This is a genomic window from Faunimonas sp. B44, from assembly GCF_052655945.1.
On the sequence record NZ_JBQYEX010000009.1, the window covers coordinates 41,937 to 59,030 of the forward strand.

Genomic DNA, 17,094 nt, shown 5'->3' on the forward strand with positions numbered 1-17,094 from the left:
TGCCACGTTCAAGGGTACGACGAAAGAGGACCAGACCCTGACTACTGCCCAATCTGAGGAAGGCGTCCTGAACCATACGCCTTCTGCGGCAATACCGGGCGCGCTGAATGCCCCGGACAGCCCTCTGGCAACCATCCTCGCCAGCCTCGAGGATGCCAAGGCCGAAGACACGATCCAGATCGACATCGCTGCGAAATCCTCCCTCGGGGATCACATGGTCGTGACCTCCGGGCGCTCGCACCGCCATGTCGGGGCGATCGCCGACCACCTCGTGAAGGACCTCAAGGCCGCCGGCTTCGGGCCCGTCCGGGTCGAAGGCCTGCCGCATTGCGACTGGGTCCTGATCGATGTCGGCGAGGTGATCGTCCACGTCTTCCGGCCCGAGGTCCGAGAGTTCTACAACATCGAGAAGATGTGGGCGGCCGAGCCCTATTCGGAGCGCCGGGCGACCGCCTGAGCGGATGGAGATCGCGCTCCTCGCCGTCGGGCGGCTGAAGTCCGGCCCGGAGGCGGATCTCTGCGGGCGCTATCTCGACCGCGCCCGCGCGGCCGGCCGTGCCTTCGGCTTCCGCGGCTTCGCCGTGACGGAGCTCGCGGAATCCCGCGCCACCCGGCCCGACGACCGCAAGGCGCAGGAAGCCGACGCGCTCGCCGCCGCCGTCGCCGCCGAGGATTTCCTCGTCTGCCTCGACGAGGCGGGCGAGGCCTTGGGGAGCGAGGCCTTCGCCGCTCTGTTGCGCAGGCAGTCGGACGCCGGCTGCAAGCGCGTGCGGTTCGTCATCGGCGGCGCCGACGGCCTCGGCCCCGCCGTCCTGAAGCGGGCCGACCTGACGCTTTCGTTCGGGCGCATGACCTGGCCGCACCAGATCGTGCGCATTCTGCTCGCCGAACAGCTCTATCGTGCGGTGACGATCATCGCCGGGCACCCGTATCATCGGGCGTGAATGCAGGCCCCGTACGCGGCACATCGAATCGGTGGCAAACTGGACGAGATGACGAATCGGCTCCCGCTGCTGCCAGTCCTGTCCGTTTTGGCCGGCGCGCTGCTCCTCGCGCCAGTCGCGGGCATCGTGCATGCGCAGGCCGCGCGGACCGCGCCGGATCCGGCCCCTGCGGGCGGGGCAGCCGTGCCGGACGGCAGCGACGCGGCCGCGCTGACGGCCGAGGAGCGCAAGCGCGTTCGGCAGTCGGAGCTGGAATCGATCCGCCGCTCGATCGAGGTTTCGGAGAAGCGGCAGGCCGCGCTCCAGGAGGAGATCGCGGGCATCGAGGACGATCGCGCCCGCCTCAGCGCCGATCTGATCGCGACTGCCGAGCGGCTGAGGCGGACGGAATCGGAGATCGCCGCGATCGAGGAGCGCCTCGAGCGGCTGCACGCCAACGAAGACGGCGTGCGCCAGTCGCTCAAGAACCGGCGCGGCGTCCTCGTCGAGGTGCTGATGGCCCTGCAGCGGATGGGGCGCACCCCGCCGCCGGCCCTGGTCTCGCGCCCCGAAGACGCCCTGGCGGCGATCCGCGGGTCGATCCTGGCGAGCGCGGTGCTTCCGGACATCCGCGTCGAGGCCGAGGCGCTGGCGGCCGATCTGCAGGAACTGACGCAACTGACCGCCCGGATCCAGCAGGACCGCGACCGGCTGAGGGCCCGCTATGCCGCACTCGGGGAGGAGCGCAGCCGGATCGACCTGCTGGTGCGCACCAAGCGGGACCAGCGCCGGCAGACCGAGGCCGCCCTCAGGGCCGAGCAGGAGAAGGCCGGCGCGCTCGCCGCCAAGGCCGAGAGCCTGAACCAGCTGATCGGGACGATCGAGAAGGAGGTCGGCGCGGCCGCCTCGGCGCGCGACGAGGCGGCGAAGACCGCCGCGCTCAGCAAGCCGAAGGATCAGGCCGAAGCGCGCCGGCGAATGGAGGACACGAGCCGGATGGCGCCGACCGTGCGCTTCGCCGACGCCAAGGGGCTTCTCGCCAAGCCCGTGACGGGCGAGACCCGCCTGACCTTCGGCGCTCCGGACGGTCTGGGCGGGAAGGCGCAGGGCCTTTCGCTCGCCGCCCGGCCGGGCTCGAGCGTGGTGGCGCCGGCCGACGGCTGGGTAGTCTATGCCGGCCCGTTCCGGACCTACGGACAGGTCTTGATACTGAATGCCGGCGACGGCTATCATATCGTCCTGGCCGGCATGGAACGGATCGATGCGGCACTGGGTCAGTTCGTTCTCTCGGGAGAACCGGTCGCAGTGATGGGATCGCAAAAACTTGCGAGCATCGGTGACTTCGACCCGAATTCTGCCCAACCATTACTATATGTGGAATTCCGTAAGGATGGTGGCGCGATCGATCCCACGCCTTGGTGGAGGCGGGACGGCGACGACGAGGTGAGAGGATGATGCGGAAAGTTGGACTCCTGGCCGCCGGCGCGGTGATCGGCGCCCTCGCCGTCGGAAGCGCCTCGCAGGTCGCCGGCCTCGGCAATGCGACCGCTGCGGGAACGGACACCTACCGGCAGCTCAACCTGTTCGGGGACGTGTTCGAGCGCATCCGCAACAACTACGTCGAGCAGCCCGACGAGGCGCAGCTGATCGAGAAGGCGATCGACGGCATGCTGACCTCGCTCGATCCCCATTCGAGCTACCTGAACGCCAAGAACTTCCGGGACATGCAGGTGCAGACCCGCGGCGAGTTCGGCGGGCTCGGGATCGAGGTCACGATGGAGAATGATCTCATCAAGGTCGTGACCCCGATCGACGACACGCCGGCCCAGCGGGCGGGCGTGCTGGCCGGCGACATCATCACCCATCTCGACGGCGAGCAGGTCCAGGGCCTCACGCTGCGCGAGGCGGTGGACAAGATGCGCGGGCCGGTGAACTCCGCCATCACCCTGACGGTGCGGCGCGAGGGCGCCGACGAGCCGCTCAAGGTGAAGGTCACGCGCGACATCATCCGCATCAAGTCGGTCAAGTACCGCGTCGAGGACGATGTCGGCTACGTCCGCATCAGCCAGTTCAACGAACAGACCTCCGAAGGGCTGGAAACGGCGCTCGCCGACATCAGGAAGAGCGTGCCGGCAGACAAGCTGAAGGGCTTCGTCGTCGACCTGCGGAACAATCCCGGCGGGCTTCTCGACCAGGCGGTGTCCGTCACCGACGCCTTCCTCGACAAGGGCGAGGTCGTTTCGACCCGCGGCCGCAAGGCCGAGGATGCGCAGCGCTTCTCGGCGCGTGCCGGCGACCTGACGAGCGGCAAGCCGATCGTCGTGCTGGTCAACGGCGGTTCGGCCTCCGCGTCCGAGATCGTGGCCGGCGCCCTGCAGGATCATCGCCGTGCCACGGTGGTCGGGACGCGGTCCTTCGGCAAGGGCTCCGTCCAGACGATCATCCCGCTCGGCCGCGACGGGGCGATCCGCCTCACCACGGCGCGCTACTACACGCCCGCGGGACGCTCCATCCAGGCGAAGGGCATCGATCCCGACATCGAGATCGTGCAGGACATCCCGGACGAGCTGAAGGGCAAGGTCGACACCACGAGCGAGGCGCGTCTTCGGGGCCACCTCCTCAGCGAGGAGGAGCGCAAGGCGCTCGAGAAGAAGGCGAACGAGGAGGCTGCGGCGCAGGACCAGGCCGATGCCGCCGCGGAGGAAGACGGCGAGAACGAGGCCGGGGGCGGCGGATCGTCGGCCTACATCCCGCCCGATCCGAAGGACGACAAGCAGCTGATCTACGCCTTCGACCTTCTCCGCGGCATCCAGGTGAACAGCCGATTCCCGGCGAGCCCGTCACAGGGTATACCTAACTGACGAATCGGCCGGCGGGCGAATCGCCCGCCGGATCCTTGTCAGGGGTGAATGCAGGCTAACGATCTCAATCGGCCGTTACGGCATCCCGGCCGCCGGACCCGCCGGCCGGTCGGCGGTGCGATCGTTCCCGTCATCCTGACCCTTGCCGGCCTTGTCGCCGCGATCGCGCTGGTCTGGGTCGCCGTGGTCGACGAGCCGGAAGGCGGCCGATTCAGGATCGCCGTGCCGATCACCGAGGCCGAACCGCCGACCACCGCCGCCCTGGGCCAGCCGCGCCGCGCCACGCATCGACCCGAGCCGCCGGCCGCCGATGCCGGTCGCCTCGCCGTGGCATTCGCCGGCTCGCCGTCGCCGGGGCTCGTGCGCGCGGGTTCGCAGCCCCTCGACCGCCTGATCGAGGAGAGCCGGTTCGGGCCCCTGCCGCAGATCGCCGAGGACGGCCTCCGCCCCATCGACGCCTATTCGCGGCCCGCGGCCGCGGTCCAGGGCCCGCGCATCGCGATCGTGCTGGGCGGCCTCGGTATCAGCCAGACCGGCACGCAGGACGCGATCCAGCGCCTTCCCGAGGACGTCACGCTCGCCTTCGCGCCCTACGGCAGCAGCCTCGGGCGCTGGGTCACGCGCGCGCGGGAGGCCGGGCACGAGGTCGCCCTGCAGGTGCCGCTCGAGCCGGTCGGCTACCCTGACACCGATCCCGGCGAGCACACGCTCCTGACGGGCGCCGACATCGAGTCGAACATGCGCGACCTGCACTGGGTGATGAGCCGGATCACCAGCTACACCGCCGTCATGAACTACATGGGCGCCCGGTTCACCAGCGACGAGATGGCCATGCGGTCGCTGCTCGGCGAGGTCGCCGGCCGCGGTCTCGCCTATGTCGACGACGGGTCGTCGCCGCACAGCCTCGCGCGCGACCTCGGCGAGGAGATCGATGCGCCGGTGGTGGTGGCGGACCGGATCGTCGATGCCGACCGCTCGCCGGCGGCGATTGCGCGGCAGCTTCTCGACCTGGAGCGGCTTGCCCGTCAGCGCGGCCTTGCCGTCGGCATCGCCAGTGCCTTTCCCGCTTCCATCGCCGGCCTGGCCGAATGGATCCCGCAGGCCGAAGCGCGGGGCATCACCTTCGTCCCGATCAGCGCTGCCCTAGCCCAATCGGAATGACGGTCGATCCGCTTCATCCGTCGTACCGGCGCTGCGTCGGGTTGGCGGTGTTCAACCCGGCCGGTCGGGTCTTCATCGGCCGGCGGAAAGGGAGCGTCGAGACCGACGGCAGCCGGTTCCAGTGGCAGATGCCGCAAGGCGGCATCGACCCGGGCGAGAGCCCCTACGAGGCCGCCGTCCGCGAGCTGTTCGAGGAGACCGGCATCAGGTCCGTCGCGCTGCTCCGGGAGGCGCCGGACTGGCTCTGCTACGACCTGCCGGGAGCCGCCGCGGCCAGCGTCTGGGGCGGCCGTTATCGTGGCCAGACGCAGAAATGGTTCGCCTTCCGCTTCGAGGGCGACGAGGACGAGATCGACGTCGCGGCGCCCGGCGGCCACAAGGCCGAGTTCAGCGACTGGCGGTGGGAGCCGCTCGCGCGCGTCCCCGCGCTGGTGATTCCGTTCAAGCGGCCCGTCTACGAGCGCGTCGCGGTCGAGTTCGCGCCGTTCGCGGCGGGCGCGCCGGCCGGTGCCTGAGGAGGGTGCCTGAAGCCGGTCGGTGCCTGAGGACGGCGCCTGAGGGCGGTCAGCCGACGGTCAGCTTCACCTTCTGGCCAGGCTCGATCGTGGCCTGGGCGTCCAGCCCGTTCAGGAGCCTGAAGAGCTCGAGCCGGCGCTCGGTTCCCTGCATGCGGGCGGCGAGGCTCGCGACCGTGTCGCCGGACTTCGCGGTCACGATGCTGATCGTGAGGGGACGTAGCCGCGCCACGTCGGCGGGCGTGAGCCGCTTGAACGTGCCGAGCGTCTCGTCGAGCGCGGCGGCGATCGTCTCGTCGCTCGAGCGGTCGGCGAAGATCATGCGGTACATGCTGGTCCCGACGCGGATCGCGCCGATCCGGAAGAACCAGTCGCCCGCCTGGGCCTCGGCGGTTGCGGCCGGCAGGCCGTTCACGGTCGTCTCGCGGATCGAGCCTTCGACCAGCCCGTTCACCCAGCCGGAGGCGAGGTAGTCGGCCGGCGAGGTGTTGGGGTCGGCGGTCACGCCGTCGAACCGCATCGCGGTGTTCTGGCCGGCCGCCGCCAGAACCGCCTCCTTGGTGTTCTCCAGCCGGAACGCCGTAGGCACGCGGAAGCCTATGGAGAGTCGCGGATGCAGGTATTCGCGGCCGCGCGTGAAGCCTTCCGCCGGATCGTCGCCGTAGATGATCCCGTCGAGCGCCATCAGGTAGGCGTCGCGGTCCTGCTTGCCGATCCCCGGAGCGCCGAACTGGCGGGCCGCCTTGATGGCGAGCTCGCGGCGTTCCAGCGCTGCCGGATGGGACGCGAGGAAGCTCTTGGCGTCGTTGCGGCTGCCGATGGCCGAGCGGAACTCGGCATACCGCTCCAGGCTGTTGAGGAAACGCGAGGCCGCGAAGGGGTCGAACCCGGCCCGGCCGGAGATCATGATCCCGATCCGGTCAGCCTCGACCTCCTGGTCGCGCGAGAACTGGGCGAGGCCGAGCCGCGATCGGCTGCGCGCCGCCTGCTGCGCCGAGGGGTCGCTGAGGACGTCGGTCGCCACCTTCTCCACGATGTCCGCCTGCTCGATGATGCGTGCGCGCGCCAGCGCGTGGTTCGCGATCACGTGGGCGATCTCGTGGGCGAGCACGGCGGCGAGCTCCGAACTGTCGTTGGTGAGCGCCAGCAGGCCGCGCGTGACGTAGAGATAGCCGCCCGGCAGGGCGAAGGCATTGGCGATCGGCGAGTTGAGGATGGTCACCTTGTAGCGCCGGGACGGATCGTCGGACGCGGCGACCAGGCGCGAGACGACGCCGACCAGGGCGGCCTCGACCTTGGGATTGGAATAGACGCCGCCATACTCGGCCACGACGCGCGGGTTCTCGCGCTGGCCGATCACTTCCTCGACGCGCGACGGCAGGCGCTTCGGCGTGACGGCGACCGCCTCCACGTGCTGAGGCACGGACGGCGTGGCGGCCATCTGGCACCCGGCAAGCGCGAGCGCAGACGCCAGCAGGAGGAGCAGTCTAGAACCCATGCGGGTTGCCTTGCCCTCCTTCCGGACGCGAATCAAGGTCTCCGTAACCCTCGCCGGGAGCGGCGGCGCCGAAAGTCTCGACCTGTAGCGGCGAGCGCACAGAAAGCGCCGGCCGCTCGGCGCCGGAGAGGAATCCGCGCACGCGGACGACGCGGCCGGCAAGCCGGTCGATCGCCTCCGCGCTTCCGAAACGGTCACGGTCCTTCCCCTCGATCACCGCCGAGAGCCCTGCTTCGCGGGCGCCGGTGAAATTCAGATAGGTACGCCGGGGGCGGGCTCCAACAGACCGTATCATGCCTTCCACGATGACGAAGTCCGTCACGCCGCCTCGGACGTCGCTCGGGCGCCGCACGAAACGGCGCGCCCCGTTCTCCCAGAAGCCCTTCTTCGCCCGCCGGCCACGCTCCTCCGCCGCCATCGTCTCGGCGACGCAGGCATTGTGGTCGAGCGGCGGGACCGCGACGAAGAGGCCTTCCTCCGCCAGGCGCGCGTTGAGGAAGCCGTCGGCGGTGAAGACCAGCGCGCGCGTCCGGCCGTAGCGGTCCGGCTTGCGGGCGACCGCCCGGTAGCGCACCGGCCCGAGGCCGAGCTCGGCGAGCGCTCGGGCGGCTTTCTGCTCCGCATCCGCGAGATCGGGCTCGAGCAGCGAGAACGGCTCGATTCCCTCGAGGCGCAGAAGGCGGCCGTCCTCGAGGCGCAGCGTGCGCGCGTCTGCTGCGTCGACGGCGAGTCCGCGGGCGAGTCCGGCGGCGCACTCGACCGGCGACGAGACCGCCGCGTGCGGACCGCTGACAAGTCCCAGGATGCACAGCGCCGCGCCGATCGCGGCTCGCCGGCCCGCCGCCGCGAAGCCGCCGGACGACGTCTTGCGCCGGCTGAGGGAACATTGCTCCACCCCAGCGGCGTTCCTATGGTGGTTTCGTCTCGGCCGGCTCGGAAAGGCATTCTCCATGCAGCGATCACACAAGCGGGTGCTGGTCACCGGCGGCGCCGGCTTCCTCGGCTCGCATCTCTGCGAGGCGCTGCTCGCGCGCGGGCACGAGGTGCTCTGCGTGGACAACTTCTTCACGGGCTCGCGGCTCAACGTAACGCATCTCCTCTCCGACCCGCGCTTCGAGGTGATGCGCCACGACATAACCTTCCCGCTCTTCGTCGAGGTCGACGAGATCTACAATCTGGCTTGTCCCGCAAGCCCGGTCCACTACCAGCACGACCCGGTGCAGACCACCAAGACGAGCATCCACGGCGCCATCAACATGCTGGGGCTCGCGAAACGCCTGAAGGCGCCCATCCTGCAGGCCTCCACCAGCGAGGTCTACGGCGACCCCGAGGTCCACCCGCAGACCGAGGATTACTGGGGCCGTGTCAACCCGATCGGCCCGCGCTCCTGCTACGACGAGGGCAAGCGCTGCGCCGAAACCCTGTTCTTCGACTACAACCGCCAGCACGGGGTCAACATCAAGGTTGCCCGCATCTTCAACACCTACGGCCCGCGCATGCACCCGAACGACGGCCGCGTCGTCTCGAACTTCGTCGTGCAGGCGCTGCGGGGCGAGCCTATCACGGTCTACGGCAGCGGGAAGCAGACGCGTTCTTTCTGCTACGTCTCTGACCTGATCGAGGGCCTGATCCGGCTGATGGAATCCCCCGCAGACGTGACCGGCCCCATCAATCTCGGCAATCCGCGCGAGTTCACCATCCGGGAACTCGCCGAGCTCGCGATCCGGTATACGGGCTCCGCCTCTGAGATCGTGCTCCGGCCCTTGCCGCAGGACGATCCGCGCCAGCGCCGGCCGGACATCGCCCGCGCCCGCGAGCTCCTCGGCTGGGAGCCGACGGTCGAGCTCGAGGCGGGCCTCAAGCGGACAATCGCTTATTTCCGCAATGCGATGGCGGACGCCGATGCGGGCGAACCCTCGCGCGGTTTGAGGGCCGCGACCTGACACCAAGCGGGCATTCGCAATGCCTTTTTCCCCGCCGGGCGGAAACCGCCTTCGCCTTGTCAGGCGGCGACGCCTTCTTTACCTATGGCCCACGCTGCTGAGGCCCCGTAGCTCAGTAGGATAGAGCATCAGATTCCTAATCTGAGGGTCACAGGTTCGAATCCTGTCGGGGTCACCAACAAATCCAGCAGGTTAGATGATACTGTTGCCGCCTGGGCGGCGGCCTGACATCGACAGGCTAACGTCCGGCTAACAAGAAGGCGCCCAAGCTCCCTTCTGCGCACGCGCCAATGGTCCCCTCGGGAGTGCCCGGCCTAATTGCCATTCCTCGCGCTTCGACCTACAGCCGCTCGCGGGCGAGCGCTTCATGTGCATCATGGGGTTCACCAAGTTGGTCTCGTGGATTGAGGGGGCGGCGTCGACAAAAGGCGGCTCGATCGGCAAGAGTGCCGTCCCGGTATCGACGAGCATAGTTACAACGGAGGCGATCGTCATGGATCAGGTTGTGAAGAGCCCGCACCCCTACGCCGACCTGCCGTCCGCTGCATTCTGGTCGACCGCTGTCGCGGGGACGCCTGCAGCCGAGATCGCGAACATCTACACGCCGAAGGTCCGCCTCACTTCGAAGATGCCCGTCGCCACGGCCGGTAGCTGCTTCGCGCAGCACGTTGCGCGCGCGCTTGGCAAAGCCGGCCATCGCGTGCTCGACACGGAGCCGCCGCCCCGAGGCCTGCTGGCGGACCAGTGTGCCCGATACGGCTACGCCACATACTCCGCCCGCTACGGCAACATCTATACGGTGCGGCAGCTACTCCAGCTCGCCGAGGAGGCCACCGGTGCCCGCCGAGCCGAGGAAATCGTCTGGGAGAAGGAAGGGCGCTTCTACGATGCGTTGCGGCCTGCCGTGGAGCCGAACGGCCTGCCGACAGCCGAGGAGGTTGTTGCCCAGCGTGTTCATCACCTTGCCGCGGTCCGGGAGATGTTCTCCCGGATGCAGTTCTTCGTGTTCACGCTCGGCCTCACCGAGGCCTGGCGCGACAAGAAAACCGGGACGGTCTTTCCGACTGCGCCAGGCGTGATCGCCGGCCGGTTTGATCCGAGCCGATTCGAATTCGTGAACTTCGACCATGCGGAGATGGTGCGGGACTTCCGACTGTTCATGCGGCTCGTCTTGGACCTTCGCGGGAAGCGCCCTTTCAACGTGCTCCTTACCGTCTCGCCGGTCCCTCTGACAGCAACAGCAAGCGGACAACACGTGCTCGCTGCTACGACGCTGTCGAAGGCGCGTCTCCGCTCCGTCGCCGCGACCCTCACGGAGTCCATCCAGCGGGTGGACTACTTCCCCTCATACGAGATCATCACGAACCCCGCCGCGCGGGGCGGCTTCTTCGCTTCCAACCTGCGTTCTGTCACCCCTGCGGGTGTCGACGTGGTGATGAGCACCTTTTTAGCCTCCCACGGCGCGGCGTCCCGGCCCGTCTCGGCCGAAACCACTGCGCCGGTCGTGCCTGACGACGAGGATGATGTCGTCTGCGAAGAGGCCCTCCTGGAGGCGTTCGGGCCATGAAGCGCCTCCTGTGGTGCGGCGGTTCGCATCTCGCGAATGCAAAGGCGATAATCAGCGCGATCCACGGCGCCGAATTGTCCGACTGGGAACCAGACTTTATGGAAACTGCTGGTCCACGCTTCGAAGAGGCGACTGCTGCGGGGCGACAGTTCGTCGTCAGCGGCTCGGTCGTGCAGGGCGGCGGCGTTGGCGATCGTCCTCGCGACCTCACGAACTACGATGCGATCGTGTTCGTCGGGCAGTACGTTCAGATCATGCGCGCGTACAGTGGACCGACCGAATTATCGACGGCCGTGGTCGAGGAGATCCTGCGGCACATCCCCATAACCCTGACCGGCAAGAAGAAATGGGACACTCTGAATGGCAAAAGGGTTTGGGACGACTCGCCATTTTACAACGAGCCGCTCGATCAGATTCTGCAGCTCGCCTCGTGTCCCGTCTACCTGATCCACGACCCTCACCCGACGCGGGCCGAGCACCGCGCGACCCCGCTGTGGATGAAGCAGGCCTATTTCCAGCGCATCCGCGCGTTCTGCAAGGCGCAACGCCTCGTTCTTATCGAACCACCGATCTACTTGGTCACCGACGACCTCGCGACCAGGCCCGAGTTCGACCGCGGGGACGGTATACACATGAATGGCGACTACTGGACGGCAGTCCTCAATGAGGAGTTAGTGCCGCGTCTCCTTGCGCATGGGTAACGCATGGTCTGAATCCGGCTCATGGGGACGATTTTCTCGGTCCACACCTCGGCCGACAACGCGGGTCGACTGCGCGGCAGACGGACTGACGCTCACAGCGAGGTTGCCAAGGGGACCTATCCGCGGAAATCGCCAGTGTCGACGTGGCGAGCGAACCGTTGCGGGTGACTTCGGTTACAGCGTCACGCTCACAGCAGGCCGGTCGCGATCCCAAGCAAGAATATCGCCGCCGCGAGCGCGAGGCCGTAGCTGAAGATTGATGCGAGCATCGTGCCTCCTATTCCCAGGGTCTAGGGCCGTCGGGTTGCCGGGCGACCGCCGTACCTGCGGTGCGGGGAAGGATCTGCGATTGCGGGGTTAGCCGCAAGGCGCGCGCGCATGCCGTCGCCGCCTTCGTCTCGCGCTCGGCCATCCTGAGCAGCTTGTCGAGGCGGTCAAGCCCGCCCTCGACGCCGAGCCAGTCAGGATCGAACGCCGCCACCTGCTGAGCCAGGAGTTCACCGCGGACGACGTGCCGGACGTAGTTCACGAGGACCGGCCGGGCGGCTTTCGTGAACCAGGTTGCGGGCATCGCGCCGACGACATCCACCCACACCGCCGCCTCGGCATCGGTCAGTGACGGCGGCGGCGAGGGGCGCCGCTCGGCGAGGACGACGGGCGCGAGGGTGAGTTCAGCGGAAGAGCGGCGGCCTCGTGTGCCCATTTGGTTCGGTCTCCTCGAAATTCTGGCAGTTTATGATTTTGCCGGGACGCCCGCAGGTGTCCAACCGACGACCACAGACTTTCGACAGCCCCCCCCGCTCGTTCGTGCCGCCTTGCGCCAGCGGCACGATGTGGTCGACGTGCTCGGCCGGCGAGACGTGACCGCGCGCCAGGCACTCACGGCAGAGCGGTTCCTCCTGCTTGATCCGCTGCCGGAGCTTCACGCCCTTTCGGCCGCGAACCCGCTCGACCTGTCCGGGCTTCGGCTCGTGCGACCACGACGTTCTCACGTTCGCCTCCACGGCACGTTCTGAAGCGCAGCCCATTCGGCGTGGAGGAACTCGTCTTCGGTGATCGGGACCGGGAGCGGGAAGGTCGCGACGAAAGCAGCGTCCTCGCCGTCGACGTGTCCCATCAGCATGACGCAGCGGCCATCCTCGCAGAGCACGGCGTCGACCTGGACTATGTCGGCGGTCGTCGTGGTCACGTCGAGGCTCCCCGGCCGGCCGGCACCCGCTTCCGCGGCTTCTCGGCCATCTTTTCGAGCGCGGCGATGCGAGCCGCCAGCGCCTTTTCCCGCATGTTCGCTTGGTTGAGCTCGAGGACGTGGTTCTCGGCGAACATCCTCTCCACTTCGCGGAGCGTGACCGCCGCGCGCGCGTCAGCCGGAGACATCGAAGCCGTCATCTTGAGTCCGTAGGCTGCGGCAGCAGTCACGGCCTCTTCGTCAGTGAGAACTTCACCGCGCCGGAGAGCGTCAAACAGAACCTTCATGTTCCCGAGCCCTCCGCCTCGCCCCATGCGACATTGTTCACGAGGGCGACCGCCGAAGGGTCCAGGCGCCGGGCGCCGAACCAGCAGCTCGCCAGGACGGCGATGCAGTCCGTTTGGTAGAGCGAGACAACTTCGGTCGCAGTCGGCGTGGTCGAGTCCATCGTCGGCGTATCCGACAGCGTCAATGTCGTATCGGCGGATGCTGTCACCGACATGGTTTCAAGGTCGCCGCCGAGCTTGGCGCCATCGAATAGCGCCAGCGTTCCGGCCGGGAGGCCGTCGGTCACAATCGCCGGCACGTCCAGGATGGTCCCGCCCGCCAGGCCGAAGGCCGGGAAGATTTTCGAGCCTCCCGAGCCGTAGAGAAGCGCCGCGTTCCGCGCCACGTCGGGCGCCAGGCCGAACATGGGTCGCGATTCGGCTGTGAGGTTGACCGCTTCAGCCAATCCGCGGATGTCCTCCAGCGCCGCATCGGCATCAGCGCCAGCCGAAGGGAAGGCAGCCGTGCCGGAATCGACGATCGTGTTGAGGAGCCCCTCGTCGACCACTGCCGCCATGGCACGCCTCAACTCGCGACTGAGGAACGCTTCAGCGGCCGAACCGGCCGACTCCAGTAGCTCCCGGCTCAAGATGATGAAGCCCGCAGCCCTTTGAAGATCGACGAGATCGCCGGCAATTTCCAGCCGCGAGATGGGAGTTGCTGAACCTTCGCCACTGACGAATGCGGTCGCGCGCGCTGTCGTGCTGGAAAACCGGGTTCTGAGCGGGACGCGCGTCATCGCGCCCGATTCGAGCAGCCCGAAGAATATCGAGGAATTTCGGAGGGACGCTGCGAAGGATGTTGCGATCTGCCTTGCGGCGACAATGCCCTCGGCGGAACCCTCGCTGATAGACATTCCGCCTTTCACGATCGCATCGATACTTCCGCCGCCGAGCGTCATCGCTCGCTTGACGCTTTCCGGCGCGCCGACTTGCTCGGCAATTCGTACTGCCTCGTGAATCCGCCCACCCGACAACGCGAGTGACTTCGCCCAAAGCATCAACCCGGCCGTATCAGGCGTTGTCCTCGGAATTGAAATTGCTGCTTTCATAGGTTTCGGGACTCCTGTTCTGTCCCGAAACTACGCGCGCGCGAGAGGCCGTGTCGTTACGCGTAACGCTCTACTCCAGCTCAAGATTGGCGATTGCCATATCGGCAACGAGTTGCTGGAGCGCCGCGCGGATGTTGTCGAGGTCGTCGGCTTCGGCGAGGGACAGGAGCCCGATGTCGACCAGGAGGTCGCCGAGTGCCGCCTCGTCAATTTCGATTGCGACGACGCGCAGCCCTTCGGCCTGCCGCCGGCGATAGCGCCGCTGCCTATCAGCGCCCATCACGTGGTCCCTTTTTTGTAGTCGGCACGTCGCGCTCGCCCGAGGGCGTCGCAATCTGCGACACCTGACGGTGGGGACAGCCTTTTTCTAGGGTCAACAAACCTGCTCGCGCGGGGCGCCCGTTTGAATACTTGAATTCCAAACGGGAGGAAAAATTCTCCGCATGTAGCCAGCACTGGTCCCGGAGAAGCGCGCCTCGCCGGACTTGCGACTACCCCCCCGGCCAAATCCCCGACCGTTGTGGAATTGGCGGCGACGGTTTCCGCCCCGATTTTGCAGATTGGCAATCCCAAGACGTTAATCTGGCTTTGCGCAAGTTTTCGGTCCCAATCGGTGTCCTGAATGACGGCCGACAGGTTCGGATCGGCCCCCCGGGGCAGTGGGCGTCGAGCCCGCATATGACACTTCTGACAGTTGGCCGGATTATCCCCGTTACGCGCGCGCGCGTGACGCCGATAACCAGATGAAGTGTCAGAAGTGTCATGGGCCTCCATTCTCACCGGTCCCACCATGGGTCCGAGCCTTCTGGCCGCGGCTTGATCTTCAGCCCGTCGAGCCCTGATCCGTGCATCGTATGGCGGCGGTGAAACCCGCGGTTCTCCAGCGCGGCGATGAACTTCTTCTGACTCCCAACGTGCTCGCCCGCGGCTGCGGCCCATAGCTTCCAGGACGCAAAGGCCGTGCTCGACAGCGCGGTAGCACTCGGGTCACGTTCGCAGGCTTCGTCGAGCCACGCCGCAACAGCGTCCTCCGCTTCCAGGTACGCCGCCGTCGCGTCCGTCACCGCCTTCGGCGGCCGCAGCCCGCTCGCCTGCCACTCGCGGCAGCCCTCGACCATCCACGCCAGGATGCCAGGCCACTCGGCCTTCAGCTTTTCCGTCAAATCGGTGTCGCGCTCGGCCGGCGGGATCGTCACCGCGAAGGGAATGAGGTGGAAGCGCCGCCGGATCGCCTCGTCGACACTCCGGAGGCCCGGCTTGTGGTTGCCGGCGATGGCGAGCTTGAACTGCGGCACGTACTCGAAAAAGTCTTGCCTCATGAACCGCGCCGAGATCGGATCGCCGCCGGTGAGGGTCTTGATCCGGCTCTCGGCCCAGCGGCGGCCTTCCTCCGTTTCCACCGCCGTCACCAGCCGCGCGCCGCGCAAGCCGGCGAGGTCGGTCGGATGCCTGTCGCCGGAGGACGCGGTGAAGGTCTCGATCGGCGCGGTCTTGTGGTAGTCGCCGAGAATCCCGGCGACGGTGGAGAGCAGAACCGACTTGCCGTTCGCTCCAGTGCCGTAGCCGAAGAACAGCGCGTGCTCGCGCGTGGAGCCGGTGAGGGCGTAACCGAACACCCGTTGCAGGAAGGCGACGAGCTCCTCGTCACCTGCCATGATGCGGCCCAGGAAGGCCAGGAACGTCGGACATTTCCCTGCCGGCGCCACGGCCGTCATGCGCGTCATGTGCTCGTCGGGAGCGTGGTCGCGCATGCGCCCGGTGCGGAGGTCGACGATCCCGGCCGGCGTATTCAGCGACCACGGGTCGGCGTCCCATTGTCCGGCGGTCGCGGCGAGCCGGCGGTCGGCCTTCGCAAGCCGCTCGATCGCCGCGACCGTCTTGGCGCTGGCCAGCGCCGCAGCGATCTTGGACTTGTTGCACTCCGCCGCCGCGGCCCGGCAGACGTTCCGCGCCTTGTCGAAGGCGAGCAACGTGTCGTCGAGGGTCCACCGCTTCCCATCCCATTGGAGCCACTTGCCCCAGCCGGCGACATAGCGGAGGTCATGCCGGTGCTTTTCTGCGAAGCGGAGCGCCAGCGCCTCGTCGGTGAACGCCGGCGGACGCGCGTCGTGATTATCGGGGAGCCTGTCGAGCGCGGCCTCGTCAGTGTGCGGCGGTATCTGCCGATCGTCCTCGCCGAACGGAGGCGCGGCCTTCGCGATATCGACGAGCCGACCCCGGTTGCCCGGGTCGAGGTCCAGCCAATCCGAAACGTCGCCTTTCGGCCGCAGTCCCGGCAACTCGACGATCCGGACCGTCGCCGCCACTGGCAGGAGGCTCGCCGCGACCTGCTCCGCGCGTTTCCGGCCCGGCTCGTCGTTATCCGGCAGGATGTAGCAGTCGCGCCCCGCGAAATGGGCGGCGTACTCCGCGCGCCACTTGCCAGCCCCCATTGGATTCGTCGTAGCGACGAAGCCGGCGGCGGCGAGGCGGTCGGCGTCCTTCTCGCCCTCGACGATGAAGACCGTGTCGGGCACGGCCGCCAGCATGTCGGGCAGACGGTACGGCACCAGCCGGACACCCTGGACGCCCCAGAGCCACCCGCCGCGACCGTCCGGCCGGCGCTGGGCGAAGCCCTTTGGCTCGAAACGGACGGCCTGAAAGAGCGTCGTCCCGCGCTCGTCCCGGTAGTCGTAGGTGGCCACAATGGTCCGGCTCGCACGAGCGGCCTTCGCCTCGAATGCGTGGCCATTCGCCGGTGCAGCCGGCTGCCAGTCGGGCAAGCCGAGCTTGTGACGCACGTGGTCGCGGCATGCCTGCCAATCGTCGCCGGCGAAGGAGTGACACAGGAAGCCCTCCGCGGCCTTCGGGTCCAGAGTGATAGAGAGCGAGCGATCGGCCGGGCTATGGCCCGGACCTGGTGCGAGGACGGAACGGCCGCACGACTGCACGTCGCCGCCGAGCGCGCGCGCCACCGCCTCGGCACTCAGGTTATCGGGAGCGCGCGCCAGCATCAGCGGCCCTCCCGAGAAATGGACCGGACGCGCCGAAGCTCGTCAGTCGCAGCAGAGGCAGCGGCGGCCGCCTCGGCGAGCGTGGCGAACGTGCCGACGCGCCACCACGAATCCCCGCTCGCCGACTCGTGGTCGACGTGCCAGTGACCGTGGTCGGCATAGACGAGGATGCCAGGATCGAGCGGCGTGAAGGGAAGGATGGCGGCGCTCATGACGCCGCCCTCCCGAACCAAAAATTCAATTCGCGCGCTGCCCAGGTGGCCATCGCCTCAGAAGCGAAGATGCCGCGGCGGTCGACACGGCTGCCGGAGACGACGTAGACCGCGAACATGTTGCCGAAGGTCGAGGCGAAGGCGCGGGCACCG

General features: G+C 67.9%; 20 protein-coding genes and 1 tRNA gene. 10 read left to right on the forward strand and 11 right to left on the reverse strand.

All coding sequences use genetic code 11. The annotated features are described in order from the left end of the window. Positions 1-67 precede the first annotated feature (67 nt). Genes rsfS through ACUN0C_RS15165 form a run of 6 tightly spaced genes read left to right on the forward strand, consistent with a single transcriptional unit; the run spans position 68 to position 5,460 of the window. On the forward strand, positions 68-457 hold the full coding sequence (rsfS, locus tag ACUN0C_RS15140) for a ribosome silencing factor (protein ID WP_445467298.1): 390 nt from the start codon (positions 68-70) through the stop codon (positions 455-457). Positions 458-461: 4 nt separating this feature from the next. Next, positions 462-944, forward strand: coding sequence for a 23S rRNA (pseudouridine(1915)-N(3))-methyltransferase RlmH (gene rlmH, locus ACUN0C_RS15145; RefSeq protein WP_445467226.1), 483 nt, complete (start codon positions 462-464; stop codon positions 942-944). Between the two features lie 48 nt (positions 945-992). Continuing rightward, the gene (locus tag ACUN0C_RS15150; RefSeq protein WP_445467227.1) at positions 993-2,378 is read left to right on the forward strand and encodes a murein hydrolase activator EnvC family protein; all 1,386 of its coding nucleotides are present in this window, start codon (positions 993-995) and stop codon (positions 2,376-2,378) included. Beyond that, positions 2,375-3,784, forward strand: a complete 1,410-nt coding sequence (locus tag ACUN0C_RS15155; RefSeq protein ID WP_445467228.1) for a S41 family peptidase — start codon at positions 2,375-2,377, stop codon at positions 3,782-3,784. The genes ACUN0C_RS15150 and ACUN0C_RS15155 overlap by 4 nt, the downstream gene beginning before the upstream one ends. Positions 3,785-3,832: 48 nt before the next feature. After that, the gene (locus tag ACUN0C_RS15160; RefSeq protein WP_445467229.1) at positions 3,833-4,945 is read left to right on the forward strand and encodes a divergent polysaccharide deacetylase family protein; all 1,113 of its coding nucleotides are present in this window, start codon (positions 3,833-3,835) and stop codon (positions 4,943-4,945) included. Beyond that, complete coding sequence (locus ACUN0C_RS15165; RefSeq protein WP_445467230.1) at positions 4,942-5,460, forward strand: RNA pyrophosphohydrolase; 519 nt, start codon at positions 4,942-4,944, stop codon at positions 5,458-5,460. The genes ACUN0C_RS15160 and ACUN0C_RS15165 overlap by 4 nt, the downstream gene beginning before the upstream one ends. A gap of 49 nt (positions 5,461-5,509) precedes the next feature. Here ACUN0C_RS15165 and ACUN0C_RS15170 read toward each other — a convergent pair whose 3' ends face one another. Then, positions 5,510-6,958, reverse strand: coding sequence for a M48 family metalloprotease (locus tag ACUN0C_RS15170; protein WP_445467231.1), 1,449 nt, complete (start codon positions 6,956-6,958; stop codon positions 5,510-5,512). Then, positions 6,948-7,853, reverse strand: a complete 906-nt coding sequence (locus ACUN0C_RS15175) for a thermonuclease family protein (RefSeq protein WP_445467232.1) — start codon at positions 7,851-7,853, stop codon at positions 6,948-6,950. Before ACUN0C_RS15175 ends, ACUN0C_RS15170 begins: the two co-directional genes overlap by 11 nt. A gap of 55 nt (positions 7,854-7,908) precedes the next feature. Here ACUN0C_RS15175 and ACUN0C_RS15180 point away from each other — a divergent pair, with 55 nt between their 5' ends. The 4 genes from ACUN0C_RS15180 (at position 7,909) to ACUN0C_RS15195 (ending at position 11,169) form a co-directional block, all read left to right on the forward strand. Beyond that, on the forward strand, positions 7,909-8,901 hold the full coding sequence (locus ACUN0C_RS15180) for a UDP-glucuronic acid decarboxylase family protein (protein ID WP_445467233.1): 993 nt from the start codon (positions 7,909-7,911) through the stop codon (positions 8,899-8,901). Between the two features lie 101 nt (positions 8,902-9,002). Continuing rightward, positions 9,003-9,079 (forward strand) — tRNA-Arg (locus ACUN0C_RS15185). A gap of 198 nt (positions 9,080-9,277) precedes the next feature. Further along, a complete protein-coding gene (locus ACUN0C_RS15190; RefSeq protein WP_445467234.1) occupies positions 9,278-10,468 on the forward strand; it encodes a GSCFA domain-containing protein in 1,191 nt (396 codons plus the stop codon). Continuing rightward, entirely contained in the window at positions 10,465-11,169 is a 705-nt protein-coding gene (locus ACUN0C_RS15195; RefSeq protein ID WP_445467235.1) for a hypothetical protein, read from the forward strand. Before ACUN0C_RS15190 ends, ACUN0C_RS15195 begins: the two co-directional genes overlap by 4 nt. Positions 11,170-11,446: 277 nt before the next feature. Here ACUN0C_RS15195 and ACUN0C_RS15200 read toward each other — a convergent pair whose 3' ends face one another. From ACUN0C_RS15200 to ACUN0C_RS15240, 9 genes are all read right to left on the reverse strand, one after another. Next, entirely contained in the window at positions 11,447-11,872 is a 426-nt protein-coding gene (locus tag ACUN0C_RS15200) for a hypothetical protein (RefSeq protein WP_445467236.1), read from the reverse strand. Further along, entirely contained in the window at positions 11,841-12,173 is a 333-nt protein-coding gene (locus ACUN0C_RS15205; protein WP_445467237.1) for an HNH endonuclease, read from the reverse strand. Before ACUN0C_RS15205 ends, ACUN0C_RS15200 begins: the two co-directional genes overlap by 32 nt. After that, the gene (locus tag ACUN0C_RS15210) at positions 12,158-12,358 is read right to left on the reverse strand and encodes a hypothetical protein (protein WP_445467238.1); all 201 of its coding nucleotides are present in this window, start codon (positions 12,356-12,358) and stop codon (positions 12,158-12,160) included. The genes ACUN0C_RS15205 and ACUN0C_RS15210 overlap by 16 nt, the downstream gene beginning before the upstream one ends. Further along, positions 12,355-12,645 carry a hypothetical protein gene (locus ACUN0C_RS15215; RefSeq protein WP_445467239.1) on the reverse strand — a complete coding sequence of 97 codons (291 nt, stop codon included), beginning with the start codon at positions 12,643-12,645 and terminating at the stop codon, positions 12,355-12,357. Before ACUN0C_RS15215 ends, ACUN0C_RS15210 begins: the two co-directional genes overlap by 4 nt. Further along, positions 12,642-13,736 carry a phage major capsid protein gene (locus ACUN0C_RS15220; RefSeq protein ID WP_445467240.1) on the reverse strand — a complete coding sequence of 365 codons (1,095 nt, stop codon included), beginning with the start codon at positions 13,734-13,736 and terminating at the stop codon, positions 12,642-12,644. Before ACUN0C_RS15220 ends, ACUN0C_RS15215 begins: the two co-directional genes overlap by 4 nt. Before the next feature lie 70 nt (positions 13,737-13,806). Then, entirely contained in the window at positions 13,807-14,016 is a 210-nt protein-coding gene (locus ACUN0C_RS15225) for a hypothetical protein (RefSeq protein ID WP_445467241.1), read from the reverse strand. Between the two features lie 496 nt (positions 14,017-14,512). Continuing rightward, positions 14,513-16,729, reverse strand: coding sequence for a phage/plasmid primase, P4 family (locus tag ACUN0C_RS15230; RefSeq protein ID WP_445467242.1), 2,217 nt, complete (start codon positions 16,727-16,729; stop codon positions 14,513-14,515). Continuing rightward, the gene (locus ACUN0C_RS15235) at positions 16,729-16,941 is read right to left on the reverse strand and encodes a hypothetical protein (protein WP_445467243.1); all 213 of its coding nucleotides are present in this window, start codon (positions 16,939-16,941) and stop codon (positions 16,729-16,731) included. The genes ACUN0C_RS15230 and ACUN0C_RS15235 overlap by 1 nt, the downstream gene beginning before the upstream one ends. Then, on the reverse strand, positions 16,938-17,060 hold the full coding sequence (locus tag ACUN0C_RS15240; protein ID WP_445467244.1) for a hypothetical protein: 123 nt from the start codon (positions 17,058-17,060) through the stop codon (positions 16,938-16,940). Before ACUN0C_RS15240 ends, ACUN0C_RS15235 begins: the two co-directional genes overlap by 4 nt. Positions 17,061-17,094 lie beyond the last annotated feature (34 nt).